This window comes from Nonomuraea sp. bgisy101, assembly GCF_057708945.1.
In genome coordinates, this window is the sequence record NZ_JBYITD010000033.1 from 74,419 (window position 1) to 94,104 (window position 19,686).

The window sequence follows — 19,686 nt, forward strand, 5'->3', positions numbered from 1 at the left end:
GACCATCGGAATCCGCCCCGCCCTCCAGCGCCCGGCCCATCCAGACTCCGACACCGACCAACAGCCGGCTCACGCGGGCGCTGACGTCCTGGATCGACCGTCAGAATCCGGCCCGCCCAGCTGTGGCGTCCCGACCCGGCCGCTGACATCCCAGTCCGCCCTGCGGTTGGCTCCATCCCACACGAGGCAGGGTCGGCTCGGCCATGGTCGCGGCCTCGGTGCAACAGCCGTGGACTCGACAGTGTGGACGGGTCGATTCACGGACTTGAGGACGTCGGGAGACCCGGGGTGGCGATGGCCGGACCGGCGCGAGCGCGGGCATGAACGGTGCGTTCGCCGACGCCGGGGAGGGAGAGGCCGACGGAGACCGTCACGTCGACCGTGGCCTCTGTAAGCGCACACCGAACCAGCTCGGCGCCGTTCCGGGCCGCCAGGCGGGACGCCTGCGCGCAGGCCTTCTCCGGGGACGCGAGCGCCCATCTGGCAGCCGCCAAGGCGCTCAGGTCCGCAGCGCTCTGGGCGCGATGGTGGGCGACTCTGACCATTCCGACCAACGCGAAGGCCATCGCGACCGTGAACAGCACGGCCGACAGGGCCACACACCACAACGTCGCCGAGCCTCTCTCACGTGACACAGCGACTTTCTGGCCACCACGCGGTGCGACTGGCCGTTGAAGACCTTTCGACAGTGGACGCCGTGGATCGCGCGGCGTGGGCGGCCGTTCGAGGTCACATCGCACGGTTGTCCGACGAGCGTCGCATGACGTCCTTCGTCTGGCTTCCGCAGTGCTGGCGACGGGTGGCTGGGGGCCTTTCATGGCGACTCCTGAGCTGGTGAGGGTACGGCGGTTGGCGGGCGTCGGCAGGGTCAGGGTTGGGCGGCGCCGGGTTCCGTGGCCGTGGTGGCCGAGGCTCTGACTTCCACGGGAGGAAGGGCGGAGGCCCAGGGCGGTCGAGCCTGGGTGGTGATGTCGACGCGGGTGACGTCGGCCCCTCTCGTGATGTCCACCCGGGCACCGCGGGGAGCGATGGCCTTGGTTCGTTCGCGTACCTGGGCGAGGGGTTCTCCGCGGGCGGCTGCTCGGGCGCCCGTGCGTGCGGCGTCGACGCAGCGCAGGTGGGTGTTGACCACGGTGACCGCCCACAGGGCCGCGGCGAGGACGACCATGAGGGCCGGGAGCACGGCGGCGGTCTCCGCAGTCACGGAGCCCCTCGATCGGCACGCCGGTAGGGGTGGCCGGGAGGTGCTGTCCAGCTGAGTGTGGCCCTTGTCCGAAGGTCGGTCGCCGTCCGAAAGCCGGTCGTCCGAGGGCCGGTCGCGCCCATCCGAGGCCGGCCTCGTTAGCCGAACGAGAGAAGCGGGGCGAGCGCGCGTGAACCAACCGTGTGATGTGAGCCAACCGTGGAAGACGAGACGCATGGTCATCGGCCTGCGGTAGGAGACGAGGCGAGCGGCCATCAACCGACCGAGCGCAGCGAGGCGCATGCTCATCGACCGATCCGGCGGGTCGAGCCGAGCGGTCACCGGCCGACCGGCTGGAACGAGGCACGTGGCCGTCGACCGACCCGACGGGCCAAAGCGAACAGCCACCGGCCGACCCGGCGGACCGAGTCGAACAGCCGCCAGCCGACCGGCTGGAACGAGGCACGTGACCGTCAACCGACCTGACAGGTCAAAGCGAACGGTCGTCGGCCGACCTGGCGGGTCGAGGCGAACCGTCGCCGGCCGACCCGGCGGATCGGAGGGAGGGTGCCGCCGACCTGGCGGGTCGAGGCGAACCGTCGCCGGCCGACCTGGCGGATCGGAGGGAGGGTGCAGCGGCCGAAGGCTTGGGTCGTTGGTCATGGGGTGGCCGGGTTGGGCGAGGGGACGGGGCCTGGGGATCGATCGTGGCTGGCGTGGCCATTGGCCGGGAAGCGAGGCATCGGGGGCTCCGCGGTGGATGGGGAGGGGGTCTCGGGGGCCGGGTACGGGCCGTGGCCCCCGAGGTGGCAGGCGTGAGGTCGGAACGTGTCAGGTGAGGGTCTGCGAGGTTCAGCCGGCGGTGTTGAGTGCGCGGTTGACCAAGGTGGTGAGCATCTCCTGGACTTCGGTGCTGGTTACGACCTTGAAGAGCAGGGCCGCGAAGCCGCATGCGGCGATGGTGCCGACGGCGTACTCGGCGGTCGACATGCCCCGGTCGAGGCCGAGGCGGGCGGCCTGGGCGGTCCGGGTGGTCCACAGCCTGTGGACGGTGGCACGGACGCGCAGGGTGATCGGGGTGATGGTGCGGGGGTGTCGCATCGTTGCCTCCCAGGGGTGGGGCCGGGCGGTGTCCGGCGCTCGGGGTCCAGGTTCGCTGGGCGGCGGGAGGTGAGGAGGAGCCGAGCGCGGTTCTGTGGATGAGCGGGGGACGGGCGGAGGGGTTGTGGACAACGCGTTCTCGCACTTCAGAGAGGTTGTGGAAAACGTGGTCTCGATCCTTCAGGAGAGAACGTGGTCTCGGTCCTTCAAGGGAGAACGTGGTCTCGGTCCTGCAACCGTGGTCTCGGCGCTTCAAGGGACACCGTGGTCTCTCGGCGCTTCAGGGACAACGGATCCTCGGCGCTTCAAGGGATGAGGACGCCGGTGGCGAGACCTGCGACGACGGGGATGATGCCCAGCAGGACGAAGGCGGGAAGGAAGCACAGGCCCAAGGGGGCGACGGCCTGCACGCCGACCTTGCGGGCAGCAGCGAGGGAGGCCGTACGAGAGGCTTGGCGGGCGTCGTCCGCGAGGCGGGTGAGCACGTCGGCGATGGGCGCGCCGCTCTGGGCCGCACGGGACATGGCGCGGGCGAGCGGACCCATGGAGGGCTCCCGCGCGAGAACCATCCAGGCAGGTTCGGGGTCGGCGCCGAGGCGGAGCTGACCGCTCACCCAGGCGAGGCGCTGTCCTAGAGGGCCGCCGACGGCCGCTGCGGCGATCTCGGTGGCGGCGCTGACGGGCTGGCCCGCCTGGAGGCAGGCGACCATCAGGTCCGTCGCGAACGGCAGGTCGGCGGCGATGCGCTCGCGGTCCCCGCGTGACTGATGGGCGGCTTTCCTGTGGACGAGTACGGTGGCCGCGCTCCCCACGACCAGGCCTGCCATGACGCCTGAGAGACCGCCGAGGAGGAGCGCGACGATGACGGCGATCCCGCAGCCGGACATGACCGCACGACGGTCCGGGCCTCGTCCCATACCCGCGACATGACGAGGTCCCCCGGCACCGACATGACGAGAGCCACCGGCGGCGGCGGGAGGAGAGCCATCGGTACCGACGGAACGATGGCCACCGGTGCCGACGGGACGAGAGCCATCGGTACCGACGAGACGATGGCCGCCGGTGCCGACGGGAAGCGGTCCGTTGGCGGGACGCGGTCCACTGACGACGACGGGATGAGGGAACCAGTCGGCGGGCGAGGGCCGCTCCCCGCTGTCGGGCGGGACGGTGGGGCGCAGGGCGCGGAGGCGGTCCGTGGGGCTCCGCGAGGGAAACCAGAGCCAGACGGCAAGGAACGCGCAGCAGATCGCGATGATCATGCGGACTCCGCTCGGGACGACATCCGGTGGGTCCACCACAGGCCGCAGGCGTCGAGGGCCACCCCCACGACGAGACAGCCCAACCCTGGCAGGCTGCCGAACAGGAACCCCAGCGGGTTCATGCCGAGGCCTGCGGCCATGAGCAGGCCGAGAGCGGGCAGGGCGGCGAGCATTCTGGCCGTGGCTCTGGGGCCCGCGAGCTGGGCGGACACCTCGCTCGATGGGACTGGGCGACGCGCAGGGAGTTGCCGACCCGATCGACCAGCACCGCGAGACCCGCGCCCACGGACACGCTGACCTCCCAGCAGGCCGCGAGCCGTCGCAGCCCTTCGCCGCCCTGCGCGGGGGCGGCCTCACGCAGGGCCGCCGCCACGTCGCCGCCGTCCCTGGCGGCTGCCGCCAAGGAGTCCAGCGGGCCGGGGAGGTCGACGGCGGCCAGGGCCCTGGTGAGCGCCTCTCCTGGGGTACGGCCGGCGGCCAGCTCGGCCGAGAGCGCCTGGCACAGCTCGATCGAGGCGACGTGCCAGGACTCGGCTCGGCGCGCGGCGGACGGGCGTGTCAGCGTGTCCCAGAGAGACGACGACCACGGGAGTGATGGTGGGGCGCCGAAGAGGCGGTCGAGGCGGAGGCGGGCGTGGGTGGGTCCGGTCCACAGCCAGAGGGCGAGCGCTCCGCAGAGCGCGGCGATGACGGTCATGGGTGCTCCTGTGAATCGATGGGCGACGAGCTCGACGACCTGCTGTCCGAGGCGTGGCGCGTCCAAGGCGCGATCTCTCCAAGCGCGACGTGTCCAAGGGCGAGACCTCTCCAAGGCGCGGCGCGTCCAGTGCGCGATACATCCGGGACGCGGCGCGTCCAGTGCACGACCCCTCCGAGACGCGGCGCGTCCAAGACGTGACCTCTCCCCGTCGCGGTCCGCCCAAGGCACGACGGCCTCTCCGAGGCGCGCGCTCCCTAAGGCGCGACACATCCGAGGCGCGACACGTTCGAGGCGCGACACGTCCGAGGCACGACGCACCCGAGACGCGACACATCCGAGACGCGACACATCCGAGACGCGACACATCCGAGAGGTGAGGCGGTGGCGGGGTTCGGTGACTGCTCGTGAAGTGGCGGGGTCAGGGGGAGGCGGCGCAGGAGGCTCTGGTGGTCAAGGCCGTGTAGGCGGGGCCGATGCGTGGACGTCCCTGCTCGTCGAACGTCAAGGCAGGATCCGCCTCGACGAACCCTGACGTCCTGCGCGACAGCAGGCAGATCTCCGAGACCCGCCGCCGTCCGTCGGACCGCCGCCTGGACAGGTGGATCACCACGTCGAGCGCCGCGGCGAGCTGGCTGTGCACCGCCTCCCGGCTGAGCCCCGCCGCGCAGGCCAGCGCCTCCAGACGGGGCGGCACGTCGGCCGCCGTGTTCGCGTGGAGGGTGCCGCAGCCGCCCTCGTGGCCGGTGTTGAGGGCGGCCAACAGGTCCACGACCTCGGAGCCGCGTACCTCGCCGACCACCAGCCGGTCGGGTCGCATGCGCAGCGCCTGCCGTACGAGATCGCGCAGGCCGACGCCACCGGCTCCCTCCAGATTGGCGGGACGGGTCTCGAGGCGGACCACGTGGGGGTGGAGGGGGCGGAGTTCGGCGGAGTCCTCGACGAGGAGCAGGCGTTCTCCGGGGTCGGCCAGGGAGAGCAGGGCGCTGAGCAGGGTGGTCTTGCCGGTGCCCGTGCCGCCTGTGACGAGGAAGGCGAGCCGGGCCTCGACGACGGCCGTCAGGACGGCGACCGCCTCGGGCGGGATGGTTCCGGCGGCGACCAGGTCGGTGAGCGTGAAGGTACGGCGGGGCGGCAGGCGAAGCGACACGCACGTGCCCTCGGAGGCGATCGGCGGCAGGATCGCGTGGAGGCGAACACCTCCCGCGAGACGGGCGTCGACGTGCGGCGACGCGTCGTCGAGGCGGCGTCCTGCCGCGGCGGCCAGTCGTTGGGCGAGGCGGCGGACCGCGCCGTCGTCGGGGAAGGTGACGGCGGTGCGCCGCAGCCCGCGGCCGTCGTCGATCCACACCTCGCGCGGCCCGTTGACCAGCACGTCGGTGACGTCCGGCGCGGCCAGCAGCGGCTCCAGCGGCCCGGCGCCGATGAGGTCGGCGCACAGCGCGCGGGCCACGGCCAGGATCTCGGCGTCGCCGTACACGGACTTCTCGGCACGCAGGGCGACGGCGACCTGCGCGGCACTCGGCTCGACTCCCGCGCGGGCGAGGCGGACTCTGACCGCCTCGACCAGTTCTTTGGAGACGCCGTTCATGCGGCCATGAGGTCGGTCAGGAGGGTGGCGCAGAAGTGCCCGAGCACCGAGCGGCCGTCGATGAGGCTCAGGTCGCCCTTGTTGAGCGCGCCCGCCAGGCGCGGCTGGTCGGCGAGGTGGCCCGCGCACGGCAGGCCGAGTGAGGTGGCCACGACCGCCTCCTCGAGCACCCCCGGTCGCAGCACCATGCTCACCTCTCCGGTGTGGCGCCTGACCTCGCCGAGCACCTGGGCGGCCGCGAGCACCCCTCTGACGTCGGCCGTGACCAGCAGCAGGGTGGCCGAGGCCCTGCTGAGCGCCTCGGCCGAGGCGGGATCGAGGTGGCGTGGCAGGTCGACGACCACGAGGTCGAAGCCGCGCCCGCCCGCCTCCAGCACCGATCGCATCGCCTCGGCGGGGATGGCGGCGACCTCGCCCCTGTGGAAGGCGAGCACGGTCAGGTCGCCGAAGGCGGGCAGGGCGGCTCGCAGCGCCGCGGAGCTCACGCGGCCCTCGCGGGAGACGAAGTCGGCCCACCGCGCGCCCTGCGCCTCCTCCTGGCCGAGCAGGACGTCGATGCCGCCGCCGAGGGGGTCGGCGTCGACGAGCAGCGTGCGGAGCTTGCGGCGCGCGGCCGCGAGCGCGAGGCAGGCCGACAGCAGGCTGGCGCCCGAGCCGCCGCTGCCGCCCACGACGCACACGACGACCCCGGCCCTCGGTGAAGGATCGAGCGCGTCGGCGAACTCCTCCACCAGCCGCAGCTCGCCCTCGGGCAGTTCGACCACCGCCTGGGCGCCCACGGCGACGCATCTGCGCCAGCTTTCGGGTTCGCCGGGCTTCCGCGTGGCCAGGAACACCCTGGACCTTCGGGGCGGGCCCGTCTCTGCGACCGGGTCGGCCAGGTCGTCGCCGACCACCACGATCGGCGCGTGCGCCCAGAAGGGGCGGGCGAGCGCGGGGGCGTGGGCGACGTCGAGCTGGGCGCCTGCCGCGGCGGCGACGCGCACCAGGTCGTCGAGCAGGTCGCGGTCCTCGGTGATGACGAGGGGTCGGGTCATGGGTGCCTCCTGACGAGCGGAGGCACAGCATGTGTGAGGGACGGGTCGGCGCGCGGGACAGAACGAGGTTCTGTGGATAAAAAGCGGCGACCCCCGCCGGGGGGGAGAGCGGGGGTCGCCTGACCGGTCCGGCTCCGGGGGGGTAGAGCCGGTCCCGTTTCAGAAGAAAGCTTTCAACACTTAACCAGAGCATGGCAAGGGACTTGCAAAGCTATCCCATGCACAGTCGCTCCAGTTTCGGGAGATACCCCCGTATGCTGCCCGATCGACTCGAGTTTCGTCGAGGAGCAATCTCCAATTTTCGCTAGTTTTTTTGGGGCGTAGTTGAACGACTACAGACCGCTAGATCACGCTCCGTGATCCATGGACCCGAGTAAAGGTCTTGGTCCAAGGGGTTCCCATCGACCCCGATTCGACGTAGAAAGGTGACACGGACGACATGTCCGGGTGCGTCTGCCGGGTACCCACGCGCGACCAGCCGCGGGAGGCGCGTCGAGACGGGCTTGACCCGCTCCGACGAATGAAAGTTGCACGCTTGGTAACCCGGTGTGACGCGCCGGCGGACGGCGTCTCTTCATGGGGCGCCGTCAGCTATGCGGGCACCGACCCACCACCCACCCCACAGCCGCCGGCGCGCGAGCCGCACCACCAGGCCACCACCCTCACAGCCGCCGGCGCGCGCGCCACACCACCAGGCCACCACCCTCACAGCCCTCGGCTATGCGCGCTGCATCGCCTCGCAGATCGCCGTGGTCTCCTTGACGCCCCAGGTGACCGCGGCGGCGGCCTGCCGTACCCATGCCGCGACGCCCTCAGCCGTGCCCGACAGGTAGGAGCGAAGTCCCTCCGCGTAGGGCAGTTCCAGGTGGCCGACCTCCGCAGGGACCAGCGACTTGGGGTCCAGGCCGAACTCCACGAGCGTCAGCCGCTCGGCCGCGCGCGCGACCACGCCGTCGGCCACCCCGAAGGGGCGCAGTACGGCCAGCTCCGCGTGCACGATCGCGGCCAGGACGAGTGCGGGCGCCTTGGACGGGCTGCCGACGAGCGAGGCGAGCGCGTCCATCCTGACGGCGGTCTCCTCAGCGCCGGGGACAGGACCGAGACCCAGCGGGTCGGGCGCGAAGTCGCCGGAGCCGTGGCGGGGACGGCCGAGGTCCTCCTGCGCGGCCAGGCCGACGGCGGCCAGCGTGTGCAGCCTGGCGAGGACCTGCCGCGGAGCGCTTCTCCAGGTGGAGCCCAGCCTTCCCAGCTCCGCCGACGCCCTCAGCGCGCCCTGCACGACGGGCGAGGACGCCTCTCCCCTGCGCAGCACGTCCAGCGGCACGTCGTGGCCCGCCAGCGCGGCCGACGCCCGCGCGCCGCGCAGCGCCGCCTCGGCCGACACCTCGGGGCTGCGGCGGCGCAGAACGCGGTGCCGGTACAACCGGTCGACGGCCTCGCGCGCCTCTTCAACGGCTTCGGGAACTCCGGGAAGGTCGGCAATGACTGCCAATGGGTCACTCACAGGATCCGACCTTACCCGCCAGTAGCTAGCAATTCGCCGCGACCCATTCCGTAATTCTCAGATTTCAGGATTACAACGGTTTAATAGCACTTGTCAGCGGCCCTGGTCAGCGGCAAGCTCTCGGTACAGACCTGTCTAGACCTCTTGTGGTGCCCCCAGGTGGCCTGGTGAAGTGGGACAGCAACACTCAATCTGGCCATATGAAGGAGCATGAAGTGGCCCCGGAGACCCCTGGCACCGAGCCTCAGGCGCTGTCCAACCTGCTACAGGAGAACCGCCGGTTCGCACCACCAGCGGACCTGGCCGCGGCCGCCAACGTCACCGCCGCCGCCTACACGGAGGCCGAGGCGGACCGGCTGGCGTTTTGGGAGAGTGCAGCCGAACGGTTGACCTGGGCCAAACGATGGGACTCCACCCTCGAATGGAACCCGCCGTTCGCCAAGTGGTTCGTCGGCGGCGAGCTCAACATCGCCTACAACTGCGTCGACAGGCACGTCGAGGCGGGCAACGGCGACAAGGTCGCCTACTACTGGGAGGGCGAGCCGGAGGGCGACAGCCGTACCATCACGTACGCCGACCTTCAGCGCGAGGTCAACAAGGCCGCCAACGCCCTCACCGAGCTGGGCGTGACCAAGGGTGACCGTGTGGCGATCTACATGCCCATGATCCCCGAACTGCCGGTCGCGATGCTGGCGTGCGCCCGCGTCGGCGCGATCCACTCGGTGGTGTTCGGCGGCTTCTCCGCCAGCGCGTTGCAGAGCCGCATCGAGGACGCCGACGCCAAGCTCGTCATCACCGCCGACGGCGGATACCGCCGCGGCGCTCCCTCCGCGCTCAAGCCGACCGTCGACGAGGCCGTCGCGCAGACCCCCGGCGTCGAGCACGTCCTCGTGGTCCGCCGCACCGGCCAGGAGGTCGCCGCGCAGGAGCGCGACATCTGGTGGCACGACCTGGTCGAGCGGCAGAGCGACCAGCACGAGGCGCAGCCGCACGACGCCGAGGACCCGCTGTACATCCTCTACACCAGCGGCACCACGGGGAAGCCGAAGGGCATCCTGCACACCACGGGCGGCTACCTGACGCAGACCGCGTGGACCCACCACGCCGTCTTCGACCTCAAGCCCGACACCGACATCTACTGGTGCACCGCCGACATCGGGTGGGTGACCGGACACTCCTACATCGTGTACGGCCCGCTCGCCAACGGCGCGACCAGCGTCATGTACGAGGGCACGCCCGACACCCCGCACCGCGGCCGCTTCTGGGAGATCATCCAGAAGTACAAGATCACGATTCTCTACACCGCGCCCACGGCGATCCGGACGTTCATGAAGTGGGGCGACGACATCCCCGCCAAGTTCGACATGTCGTCCCTGCGCATCCTGGGCTCGGTCGGCGAGCCGATCAACCCCGAGGCGTACGTCTGGTACCGCGAGCACATCGGCGGCGAGCGCTGCCCCGTCGTCGACACCTGGTGGCAGACCGAGACCGGCGCCATCATGATCAGCCCGCTGCCCGGGCTGACCGCAGGCAAGCCGGGCGCCGCGATGCGCCCGCTGCCCGGCATCAGCGCGGACGTCGTCGACGACCAGGGCCACAGCGTCCCGAACGGCGGCGGCGGCTTCCTCGTCGTGCGCGAGCCGTGGCCCTCGATGCTCCGGACGATCTGGGGCGACGACCAGCGGTACATCGACACGTACTGGTCGCGGTTCGAGGGCATGTACTTCCCCGGCGACGGCGCGAAGAGGGACGAGGACGGCGACCTGTGGCTACTCGGCCGGGTCGACGACGTCATGCTCGTGTCGGGGCACAACATCTCGACGACCGAGGTGGAGTCGGCACTGGTGTCGCACCCCAAGGTCGCGGAGGCGGCGGTCGTGGGCGCGACCGACCCGGTCACGGGACAGGCGATCGTGTCGTTCGTCATCCTGCGCGGAAGCGCGGAGGAGAGCGACGACATCGCGGCCGAACTGCGGGCCCACGTGGCGAAGACGCTCGGGCCCATCGCCAAGCCGCGGCAGATCCTGGTGGTGCCCGAGCTGCCGAAGACGCGGTCAGGGAAGATCATGCGGCGCCTGCTGCGTGACGTGGCGGAGAACAGGAGCATCGGGGACGTCACGACGCTGGCGGACAGCACGGTCATGAACCTGATCTCCGACAAGCTGCCCAGCGCGAAGTCGGAGGACTGAGCGCGCCCCTTCACTCGGGGACCTCTGAGAGACCCCGGTCACCGGCCCGTCCTGGGCGCGGGGCCGGGGTCTTTCCTGTTCCACCGGCCCCGCGAGGCCGAGTTTCCGGCAGCTCTGCCCTGATGGCGAGACCGAGCTTCCAGCCGAGCGGGACTCGAGAGGCGGGCGGGCCTTCCTCACCAGCGGGCCGGAGGTCGAGGGGCGGGCCGGCCTTCCCCGTGGAAGGCCAAGGTGATGGGTCTGGGTAGGATCATGCCCAGGTGTGCCGGGAAGTCTGGTCGGCGGGGAACACGACCTGTTCGCACCCGAACACCAAGGGGGAAGACCGTGCGCCGAGCCGCCGAAGTGTGGCCGCTCCGACCGACCGTCCGCTACGCCCGCACACTCGCCGAAGCGTTGCGCGCGGAGACCATCGGCGGCGTCATCATGCTGCTCGCCACCGTCGCCGCCCTCGTCTGGGCGAACGTCTCGTACGACTCATACGAGGCACTCCGCACGACCACCGTCGGCCCCTCAGGCCTCCATCTCGACATGGAGCTCTACAAGTGGGCACAGAACGGCCTGCTGACGGTCTTCTTCTTCGTCGCGGGCCTGGAGGTGAAGGAGGAGTTCGTTCACGGCGAGCTCGCCAACCTCCGCAAAGCCGCCCTCCCCATCATCGCCGCCATCTCCGGCATGGTCGTCCCCGCGATCGTCTATCTCGCCGTGAGCTGGGGCGAGGAGAACGCCGCCAAGGGGTGGGCGATCCCGACCGCCACCGACATCGCCTTCGCCCTCGCGGTGCTCGCGGTGACGGCCAGCGCGATGCCCGCCGCGTTGCGCGCGTTCCTTCTCACCTGTGCCGTCGTCGACGACCTCGGCGCCATCACGATCATCGCGATCTTCTACACCGACCATCTCGACGTGGTCATGCTGCTGGTCGGCGCCGCCCTGCTCGCCGCGTACGGCCTGCTGCAGCGCAGACGCGTCAGAAGCCTCTGGATCCTGCTGCCGCTCGCCGTACTGGCCTGGTACTTCGTCGAGGTCAGCGGCGTGCACGCGACGGTGGCGGGGGTCGCGCTCGGCCTGCTGACCAGGGTCACGGCCGACGGCGACGAGGAGAGCTCGCCCGCCGAGCTGGCCGACCACTACGTCAGGCCGTTCTCCGCGGGGTTCGCGGTGCCGGTTTTCGCGTTCCTGTCGGCCGGTGTACGGCTCGACGGGAACAGCCTGAGCATGATCTTCAGTGATCGGGTAGTCCTGGGAGTGATGGCCGGACTGGTCATCGGTAAGTTCCTTGGCGTGTTCGGCGGTTCGTGGCTGTCGGTACGGCTGGGCATGGCCAGGCTGTCGGAGGAGCTGCGATGGCGGGACATGGCGGCGGTCTCGTTGCTGGGCGGCATCGGGTTCACGGTGTCGCTGCTCATCGGCGACCTCGCGTTCGGCGCGGACCAGTCGCGGGCCACGGCCGTGACGACGGGGATCCTCGCCGCCAGCCTCGTGGCATCGGTGCTGGCGGCTGTGCTTCTCCACGTCCGCGTGCGCAGGCGTCGCAATGGACTGGATGATGTTTGACACGGGCACCTGGCCCCGATAGGAGACGTTCATGCCGCAGACTTCCGAGGAAGAATCCCTGGGCGCGCTGGTCGCTCAGGCGAGCGATCACATCTCGACCCTGGTCCGCTCGGAGATCGAGCTCGCCAAGGCCGAGCTCAGGTTCGACGCCAAGCGGGTCGGCACGGCCGCCGGGCTGTTCGCGGCTGCCGCCTTCATGGCGCACCTGTGCCTGATCCTGGCCTCCTTCGCGATCGCGTACGTGCTCGTGGAGGTCGGGTTGCCGACGTGGCTGGCCTTCACCATCGTCACGGTGTTCTACCTGCTGGTGGCCGGCGTGCTGGTGCTCGTCGGCGTCCGCAGGCTGAAGGGCCTCGCCGGGATGAGGCGGACCACCCGATCGCTGAAGGGCCTGAAGGAGATCGCCACGCCGGAGGGCGAGATGGTGAAACCTGATGCCTGACGAGAGTTACGTCCAGTTGGAAGGGCCGTGGACGCACCGGGCGGTGCACGCGGGCGGCACCCGCTTCCACATCGTGGAGGCGGGCGAGGGGCCGCTCGTGCTGCTGCTGCACGGTTTCCCGCAATTCTGGTGGACGTGGCGGCACCAGTTGACGAGCCTGGCGCGCGCCGGCTACCGCGCCGTCGCCGTCGACCTGCGCGGCTACGGCGGCAGTGACAAGCCTCCGCGCGGCTACGACCTGCCGACGCTGGCCGGTGACGCCACGGGCCTGATCCGGGCGCTCGGCGAGACGGGCGCGATCGTGGTCGGCCACGACTGGGGCGGCCTGCTGGCCTGGACGATGGCGGTGACCGACCCCAAGTCCGTGCATCGCCTGGTCGCCGTGTCCGCTCCGCATCCGGTCCGGCTGCGCAGCGCCCTGCGGACCGACCCGTTCGGCCAGCTCAAGGTCAGCGGCTACGCCTTCGGCTTCCAGCTGCCCTTCCTGCCGGAGCGGCGGCTGACCCGCCGCGAGGGCGAGCTGGTGGGCCGGCTGCTCGACGACTGGTCGCGGCCGGGCTGGCCCGACGCCGACACCGCGCGCGTCTACCGCGAGGCGTTCGGCATCCCGGCCGTCGCCCACTGCGCGCTGGAGTACCACCGCTGGTTCGGCCGTTCCCAGCTGCGCCCGGACGGCATGCGTTACGCCCGCGCCATGCGCACCGAGGTCGAGGCGCCCACCCTGCAGCTGCACGGCGCGCTCGACACCTGCGTCCTGCCGCGCACCGCGAACGGCTCCGGCCGCTACGTCGCCGCGCCGTACCGGTGGCGGGTGGTGGAGGGGGCCGGGCACTTCCCGCACGAGGAGACGCCCGAGACGTTCGACGCCGAGCTGCTGTCCTGGCTGGCCGACCCGGAGCCGGTCCGATGAGGGACAGGGACCCGCAGGGGCGGCCGCGCAACGCGAGGCCCCGAGACGAGTACGGCAGGCCGCTCCCCCACGGCGCGGAGGGCGTTCCCCGGGTTCCCGACGACTACGCGCCCACGACCGAGCAGGCGCTCGCCGACGCCCGCGCCTTCCTGGCCGACGGACGTCCCTTCCACGCCCACGAGGTCTTCGAGGGCCGCTGGAAGTGCGCTCCCGACGACGAGAGGGAGCTGTGGCAGGGCCTCGCGCAGATCTGCGTCGGGCTCACCCACCTGCAGCGAGGCAACGGGCGCGGCGCCGTCACGCTGCTCTCCCGCGGCGCGGCCCGCGTCCAGCGGTACGGCATGCCGTACGACGGGGTGGCCAGGCTGGCGCTCTCGCTGGAGGAGAGCAGCGACCCGGCGGCGGCGATCCGCGCCGTCCTCGACGCGCTCTAGTCGCAGTCCATGGTGTCGGCGGGCGTGGTGTCGTGCTCGCCCTTGACCGCGTCCGGCCTGACCTCGCCCGCGGTCAGCACGTAGCCGGTCTCGGCCTGGTTGGTCGCGGCGGCGAAGATGACGCCGAACACCTTGCCCTCGACGGTCAGCAGCGGGCCGCCCGAGTTGCCTGGCAGGACCTTGCCGCGGATCGCGTAGACCTCGCGTTCGACCTCGCTGGCCCGGTAGATGTCGGGCCCCTTGGCCATCTGCTTGATCCTGATGCGGGCCGACTCGGCGGTGAACCCCTGCCCCTTCGGGAAGCCCGCGACGATCGCGTTGTCGCCCTTCTCGGCGGAGCTGTCGAAGGCGAGCGGCTGGATGCCCAGGTTCGGCACGTGGAGGATGGCGATGTCGCGCTTGGGGTTGTAGACCACGACCTCGGCGTCGCGCGACCTGCCTTCCTGGTCGGTGACCCTGAGGTCTCTGGTGACGCCCGCGACCACGTGCGCGTTGGTCATGATGCGGTCGGGGGCGTAGACGAACCCCGTGCCCTCGATGCGCTTGCTGCAGCTCGGGGCGGTGCCCTGCACCTTGACGATCGCCTTCTGCGCCTTCTGCAGCCTGGGCCCCTGCAGCTGGCTGCGCGGCGCGGGCGGCGGCACCTCGACGAACGGCCCGTTGGCGATGGCGTCGAAGACGGGAGGGAACTCGGACCTGTCGATGAAGTCCTTGAACGGCTGCTGCCAGTTGCGCGCGGCGTCGGGCACGGCCTCGTCGACGGTGCTGAGCAGCAGGGAGTCCTTCACCTGGGTGCTGAGCACGGTGAAGGACGTGGAGACGACGAGCGATCCGATGAGCCAGGCGATGACGAGCACCGACAGCGCGCTGGCGAACGTGCCGCCCACGGCGTCGGCCACCCGCGCCGGCTCCCAGGTGACGTGGCTGCGCACCACCGCCCCGATCGTGGAGGAGGCGAACTGGCCGATCGTCGCCGCCAGGAAGACGATCACGATCGCGAGCAGTGCCTGCTCGGTCTCGCCGTCGACCACGGCCTTGGCGATGGGCGGCGCGATGTAGACGCCGAGCACGGCTCCGCCCACGAATCCCACGAAGCTCATCGCGCCGATGATGAAGCCCTGACGGTACCCCGAGATGCCGAAGGCGATCACGAGGCCGATCAGTATGAGGTCGAGCAGATCACCGCGCACGCTTCAAAGGTATCCAGCGATACGGTCAAGCGTGAACGTCTTCCGCTAGGACCCGCCCTGCGTGGGCAATACCCTGCCCATGATGCGCGAGCTCATCGAGGCGGCACTCGACGACACCGATCCTGACGGACCGGTGCGCTGGCACGTGATCTCCACGCTGCAGGAGCGCGGTGACCTCGAGACGTTCACGGAGGCGCGCCGGCTGTGCGCGGGCGACGACGTCGCGGAACGCCTGCTGGGCGTCGACATCATGGGCCAGCTGGTCAGCTTCAAGGACAGGGCGCTTCCCGTGCTGCGCTTCCTCGCCGCCAGCGAGGACGACCCCATGGTGCTGTTCTCCGTACTGATCGCCTTCGGCCATCTCGGGGATCCCCGCTCGCTCCCGTCGGTGATCGAGCTGGCCGCCCACCTCGACGCCAGAGTCAGGTACGGCGCGGCCTACGCGCTGCCGAACGTGCTGGGCCGGCCACCGGACGCGGCGGGTCTCGCGGCGCTGCGCAGGCTCACGCGCGACGGCGACGACGACGTGGCCGACTGGGCGACGCTCGGGCTCGCGCTAGCCACGGGCGGCCAGGTCGAGGACCTCGGGCGGTAGGTCCTCCACCCGGGCGGAGTCCCACGGCCGCTCCAGGCCGCCCTCGCGCAGTACCGCGTCGAGCACCATCGCGGTGAACCCCCACACCAGCATCCCTCGCACCCTGAACGCGGGGCCCGCGTGCCCGCTCGGCGTGCGCATCGTGACCCTGTTGGCCGGGTCGACCAGCTCGGCGAGCGGGACCCGCTCCACGGACTCCACCTCGTCGGGAGCCGCGGCGTACACCGCGCACGGGGTGTGCCACCAGCCGATCACCGGGGTGACCCTGTTGTCGCTGTGCCAGACGAACAGCTCGGGCAGCGTGCACAGCACCTTCACGCCCTCGGGGTCGACGCCGGTCTCCTCCACGGTCTCCCTGAGCGCGGCGCCCACGGGCCCGTCGTCCTCGGGGTCGACGCCGCCGCCGGGGAAGGCGGGCTGGCCTGCGTGCCTGCGGCCACGGGAGCTGCGCTGGATGAGAAGGAGGTCGGGGCCGTCGGGGCCCTCCCCGAACAGCATCAGCACCGCGGCCGGGCGGCCGCCTCTGGCGGGCGGGCGCAGGCCCTGGGGGACGGGGGTGTGGACGGCTCGGGCGGCCAGCCTGTCCAACCAGTCGGGGACGTCGGTCACGCATACCTCCAACGCGTCGCGCCTGCGCGGGCTTCCCTGCCGTTCGAGGCCACCTTTCCAGCCGGTCGCCTCGGTCTCCGGCGAAACGCCGATCTTCGCAGGTCAGCACGGCGGGAGCCGCCGGCCTCGACCTCTTCAAGGGGTCTGACGGAGCTTTTCACAGGGGTCCGAGGGGTCTGTTCAAGGGGTCTGACGGGCTACGAGAAGGGGCCCGAGCGGACCAGCTTGGCGGCCTGCTCGGGGTCCGTGGGCCCGGTGCCGTACGACGGGCAGAGAGCGGCCAGTGGGCACACCCCGCACGCCGGCTTGCGGGCGTGGCAGATGCGCCGCCCGTGCCAGATCACCCGATGCGAGAACACGGTCCACTCCCGTTTGGGGATCAGCTCCCCCACCACGTGCTCGATCTTCACCGGGTCCGTCTCCTCGGTCCACCCGAAGCGCCGCACCAGCCGCTGGAAGTGCGTGTCCACGGTCAGACCCGGGACTCCGAAGGCGTTCCCGAGGACCACGTTCGCCGTCTTGCGCCCCACTCCCGGCAGCTTGACCAGGTCCGCGAGCCGTCCGGGCACCACGCCGCCGTGCTCGGCGCACACGGCCTGGGCCATCCCGATGATGCTGTTGGTCTTGGCCCTGAAGAACCCGGTGGACTTGATGATCCCTTCCATCTCGGCGGGGTCCGCGGCCGCATAGTCCTCGACGGTGGGATATTTCGCGAACAGGGTGGGAGTGACCATGTTGACCCGCTTGTCCGTGCACTGGGCCGACAGGATCGTGGCGACGAGCAGCTCGAGCGGGTTGGTGAAGTCGAGCTCGCAATGGGCGTCAGGGTAGGTCTCGGCGAGGATCCTGTTCATCCGCCGCGCCCGCCGTACCCGCCCCAGCTGGGTCTCCGACCCCCACTTACGGTTCGTCGCCATCCCGCAAGCGTATGGCCAGCCGATTCATGCCGGGCAACGATCCATTGAGTAACGCTTTGGAGTGTTCAGTCCGTAAACTCCGTCCTGGGTACTTCGTGGCGACCAGCAGGTGGCATCCCCTCAAGCCATTGCGCATGGGTCACTCCTGACCTCTGCAGTGGGGTACGTCACAATGGCTGCTGAGGAGGCAGAGTGAACACCGAAGACGTGCTGGGCAAGGCCCCCCTGTTCGCCGCGCTCGACCGCGAGAGCGCGGCTGCGCTGCGCACGAGCATCACCGAGGTTCAGCTGTCCAAGGGACAGACCCTGTTCAGCGAGAACGAGACGGGCGACAGGCTCTATGTCGTTCTCGAGGGCAAGATCAAGCTGTCGCGCACAGCTCCCGACGGCCGCGAGAACCTGCTGAGCGTGCTCGGGCCGAGCGAGATGTTCGGCGAGTTGTCCCTGTTCGACCCCCGACCTCGTACGGCCACCGCCTCCGCGCTGACCGATGTGCGGCTGGCGGGGCTCGGCCACGACGACCTGCGCCCCTGGCTCACCGGCCGCCCCGAGGTTGCGCTCCACCTGCTGCGCGCGCTGGCCCAGCGGCTCCGGCGCACCAACGACGTGCTGGCCGACCTGGTCTTCACCGACGTGCCAGGACGCGTGGCCAAGGCGCTGCTCGACCTGGCCGAGCGGTTCGGCACCAAGACCGACGACGGCCTGCGCGTCCACCACGACCTCACTCAGGAGGAGCTGGCCCAGCTGGTCGGCGCCTCACGTGAGACGGTCAACAAGGCGCTGGCCGACTTCGCCCAGCGCGGCTGGCTCCGCATCGAGGCCAAGGCCGTGGTCATCCTCGACATGGAGCGCCTCTACAACCGGTCCAGATAGTCCACCTGGGCGCGCACCGACATCTCGGCCGCGGGCCACAGCGCCGTGTCGACGTCCGCGTAGACGATCTCCACGATCTCGCGCGGCGTCCTCGCGCCGGAGGCGCGCGCGGCCCTGATCTGGTCGAGGCGCTCGCGCCGGTGCACGATGTAGCCGTCGAGCGCGAAGACGGGGTCGGCCAGCGCGGGCCCGTGACCGGGTAGCAGGGTCTCCGCTTCGAGCTCCTCGGCCGTCGCGCGCAGCAGGTCGAGCGTTCTCAGGTAGTCGGCCAGGTTCCCGTCGTGCGCGATGACCGTGGTGCCCCTGCCGAGGACGGTGTCGCCGGTCAGCATGGCCCTGTCGGCGGGCAGCCAGAAGCACAGGGAGTCGAAGGAGTGCCCCGGCGTGCCGTACACCCTCAGCTCCAGGCCGCCGACCTCGATCACGTCGCCGTCGGACAGCCCCTCGTCGCCGAGCCTGTGCCGCGGGTCGAGTGCCCGCACGGGCGCGCCGACCAGCTCGGCGAAGCGCTTGGCGCCGCCGCTGTGGTCGTGGTGGCCGTGGGTGAGCAGGATCGCGGTGACCCTGCGCCTGCCCACGTGCTCGGCGACCCTGCGCAGGTGCGCCTCGTCGTCGGGACCCGGGTCGACGACGACCACGTCGGTGGTGCCGATGACCCAGGTGTTGGTCCCCTCGAGCGTCATCTCCGAGGGGTTGGGCGCGAGGACGTTCTCCGCGTGGTCGGTGCGCGTCCCGTCGGGTCCTGCCAGCGGGACGTAGAGGCCGCTCATGTCGTCAACCACACCTTGCCGTCGCGTTCGACGGCCCTCGGCATGATGGTGACGATCTCCCGCTCGGCCGCGAGGATCGACTCGACGTCGTCGTGTCCTGACAGCTCGGCGAGCGTCCGATAGGTGGGTGGCATGAGAAAGATCTCCCCTTTGTGCGCCAGCTCGATCGCCTCGGCCGGCCGCTGCCAGACGACCTTGTCCGCCTCTCCTCCCACATCGCGGGTGCGCTGCCCCTCGGGGAGGGCGGCGACGAAGAAGCGGGTGTCGAACCTCTTGTGCTCGACCTCGGGCGTGATCCAGTGCGCCCACGGCTTGAGCAGATCGGAGCGGAGCACCAGGCCCCGCCGGTCGAGGAAGTCGGCGAAGGCCAGGCTCCTGTCGATCAGCGCGATCCTGTCGGCCTCCCAGTCGTCGCCCGTGGTGTCGGCGACGACCGTGTCGGGACCGGGACCGGCGAGCAGCACGCCCGACTCCTCGAAGGTCTCCCGTACGGCGGCGCAGACCAGCCCCCTGGCGGTCTTCTCCTCGGCGTGGAACACCTCGCCCCACTCCTTGGGCGAGGGACCGGCCCACGCGACGGAGTGGTCGGTGTCGCGCGGGTCGACCGAGCCGCCGGGGAAGACGTAGGCGCCCGCGGCGAAGGCCATGGTCGCCTTGCGTCTGAGGAGGTAGACCTGCGGCCCCTCGCGCAGGATCACCACCGTGGCGGCGTCCCGCGCTGGGACCGGCTGGACACGTCCTGCCAGGATGTCTCGTGCTCGCTCGCCGAACTCGCCGGGGAGCGGGATCCCGTTGTCCACATGACCTCCTCTAGAACATCACTCGGTCATG

Annotated in this window: 20 protein-coding genes; 7 read left to right on the forward strand and 13 right to left on the reverse strand. The window is 70.9% G+C overall.

Features of this window, described 5'->3' with window-relative positions; genetic code table 11:
- Window positions 1-257 precede the first annotated feature (257 nt).
- The 8 genes from AC3EO4_RS43430 to AC3EO4_RS43465 form a co-directional block, all read right to left on the reverse strand.
- Entirely contained in the window at window positions 258-818 is a 561-nt protein-coding gene (locus AC3EO4_RS43430) for an Rv3654c family TadE-like protein (protein ID WP_431901545.1), read from the reverse strand.
- A gap of 50 nt (window positions 819-868) precedes the next feature.
- The gene (locus tag AC3EO4_RS43435; protein WP_379578097.1) at window positions 869-1,204 is read right to left on the reverse strand and encodes a TadE family type IV pilus minor pilin; all 336 of its coding nucleotides are present in this window, start codon (window positions 1,202-1,204) and stop codon (window positions 869-871) included.
- A gap of 831 nt (window positions 1,205-2,035) precedes the next feature.
- Window positions 2,036-2,284 carry a DUF4244 domain-containing protein gene (locus AC3EO4_RS43440; RefSeq protein ID WP_379578099.1) on the reverse strand — a complete coding sequence of 83 codons (249 nt, stop codon included), beginning with the start codon at window positions 2,282-2,284 and terminating at the stop codon, window positions 2,036-2,038.
- 305 nt (window positions 2,285-2,589) lie between these two features.
- Window positions 2,590-3,201, reverse strand: a complete 612-nt coding sequence (locus AC3EO4_RS43445; RefSeq protein ID WP_431901549.1) for a type II secretion system F family protein — start codon at window positions 3,199-3,201, stop codon at window positions 2,590-2,592.
- A gap of 460 nt (window positions 3,202-3,661) precedes the next feature.
- Complete coding sequence (locus AC3EO4_RS43450; protein WP_431901552.1) at window positions 3,662-4,240, reverse strand: hypothetical protein; 579 nt, start codon at window positions 4,238-4,240, stop codon at window positions 3,662-3,664.
- A 421-nt stretch (window positions 4,241-4,661) separates the two neighbouring features.
- A complete protein-coding gene (locus AC3EO4_RS43455) occupies window positions 4,662-5,831 on the reverse strand; it encodes a TadA family conjugal transfer-associated ATPase (RefSeq protein WP_431901554.1) in 1,170 nt (389 codons plus the stop codon).
- Window positions 5,828-6,868 (reverse strand): septum site-determining protein Ssd, encoded by a 1,041-nt coding sequence (ssd, locus tag AC3EO4_RS43460; RefSeq protein ID WP_431901556.1) that lies wholly within the window; start codon window positions 6,866-6,868, stop codon window positions 5,828-5,830. The genes AC3EO4_RS43455 and ssd overlap by 4 nt, the downstream gene beginning before the upstream one ends.
- Before the next feature lie 718 nt (window positions 6,869-7,586).
- Window positions 7,587-8,372, reverse strand: coding sequence for a Fic family protein (locus AC3EO4_RS43465; protein ID WP_379578109.1), 786 nt, complete (start codon window positions 8,370-8,372; stop codon window positions 7,587-7,589).
- Window positions 8,373-8,572: 200 nt separating this feature from the next.
- Here AC3EO4_RS43465 and acs point away from each other — a divergent pair, with 200 nt between their 5' ends.
- The 5 genes from acs (at window position 8,573) to AC3EO4_RS43490 (ending at window position 13,901) form a co-directional block, all read left to right on the forward strand.
- Window positions 8,573-10,561 carry an acetate--CoA ligase gene (gene acs, locus AC3EO4_RS43470; protein WP_379578111.1) on the forward strand — a complete coding sequence of 663 codons (1,989 nt, stop codon included), beginning with the start codon at window positions 8,573-8,575 and terminating at the stop codon, window positions 10,559-10,561.
- Window positions 10,562-10,888: 327 nt separating this feature from the next.
- Entirely contained in the window at window positions 10,889-12,115 is a 1,227-nt protein-coding gene (nhaA, locus tag AC3EO4_RS43475) for a Na+/H+ antiporter NhaA (protein ID WP_379578113.1), read from the forward strand.
- Between the two features lie 31 nt (window positions 12,116-12,146).
- A complete protein-coding gene (locus AC3EO4_RS43480) occupies window positions 12,147-12,557 on the forward strand; it encodes a phage holin family protein (RefSeq protein ID WP_379578115.1) in 411 nt (136 codons plus the stop codon).
- Complete coding sequence (locus AC3EO4_RS43485; protein WP_431901561.1) at window positions 12,550-13,467, forward strand: alpha/beta fold hydrolase; 918 nt, start codon at window positions 12,550-12,552, stop codon at window positions 13,465-13,467. Before AC3EO4_RS43480 ends, AC3EO4_RS43485 begins: the two co-directional genes overlap by 8 nt.
- On the forward strand, window positions 13,464-13,901 hold the full coding sequence (locus tag AC3EO4_RS43490) for a DUF309 domain-containing protein (protein WP_379578119.1): 438 nt from the start codon (window positions 13,464-13,466) through the stop codon (window positions 13,899-13,901). The genes AC3EO4_RS43485 and AC3EO4_RS43490 overlap by 4 nt, the downstream gene beginning before the upstream one ends.
- Here the strand turns inward: AC3EO4_RS43490 and AC3EO4_RS43495 are convergent.
- Complete coding sequence (locus tag AC3EO4_RS43495) at window positions 13,898-15,091, reverse strand: MarP family serine protease (RefSeq protein ID WP_379578121.1); 1,194 nt, start codon at window positions 15,089-15,091, stop codon at window positions 13,898-13,900. The two genes, AC3EO4_RS43490 and AC3EO4_RS43495, sit on opposite strands and share 4 nt — an antisense overlap.
- A gap of 82 nt (window positions 15,092-15,173) precedes the next feature.
- On the opposite strand from AC3EO4_RS43495, the gene AC3EO4_RS43500 reads away from it, so the two are divergent.
- Window positions 15,174-15,686 (forward strand): HEAT repeat domain-containing protein, encoded by a 513-nt coding sequence (locus AC3EO4_RS43500; protein WP_379578123.1) that lies wholly within the window; start codon window positions 15,174-15,176, stop codon window positions 15,684-15,686.
- Here the strand turns inward: AC3EO4_RS43500 and AC3EO4_RS43505 are convergent.
- Window positions 15,648-16,295, reverse strand: a complete 648-nt coding sequence (locus AC3EO4_RS43505) for an NUDIX hydrolase (RefSeq protein ID WP_379578124.1) — start codon at window positions 16,293-16,295, stop codon at window positions 15,648-15,650. The two genes, AC3EO4_RS43500 and AC3EO4_RS43505, sit on opposite strands and share 39 nt — an antisense overlap.
- 197 nt (window positions 16,296-16,492) lie before the next feature.
- Window positions 16,493-17,212, reverse strand: coding sequence for an endonuclease III (gene nth, locus AC3EO4_RS43510; protein ID WP_379578126.1), 720 nt, complete (start codon window positions 17,210-17,212; stop codon window positions 16,493-16,495).
- A 192-nt stretch (window positions 17,213-17,404) separates the two neighbouring features.
- Here nth and AC3EO4_RS43515 point away from each other — a divergent pair, with 192 nt between their 5' ends.
- Window positions 17,405-18,085, forward strand: coding sequence for a Crp/Fnr family transcriptional regulator (locus tag AC3EO4_RS43515; protein WP_358128959.1), 681 nt, complete (start codon window positions 17,405-17,407; stop codon window positions 18,083-18,085).
- Here AC3EO4_RS43515 and AC3EO4_RS43520 read toward each other — a convergent pair.
- A complete protein-coding gene (locus AC3EO4_RS43520) occupies window positions 18,067-18,855 on the reverse strand; it encodes an MBL fold metallo-hydrolase (protein ID WP_379578128.1) in 789 nt (262 codons plus the stop codon). The genes AC3EO4_RS43515 and AC3EO4_RS43520 overlap by 19 nt on opposite strands.
- Window positions 18,852-19,655, reverse strand: coding sequence for an NUDIX hydrolase (locus tag AC3EO4_RS43525; RefSeq protein WP_379578130.1), 804 nt, complete (start codon window positions 19,653-19,655; stop codon window positions 18,852-18,854). The genes AC3EO4_RS43520 and AC3EO4_RS43525 overlap by 4 nt, the downstream gene beginning before the upstream one ends.
- Between the last annotated feature and the right edge of the window lie 31 nt (window positions 19,656-19,686).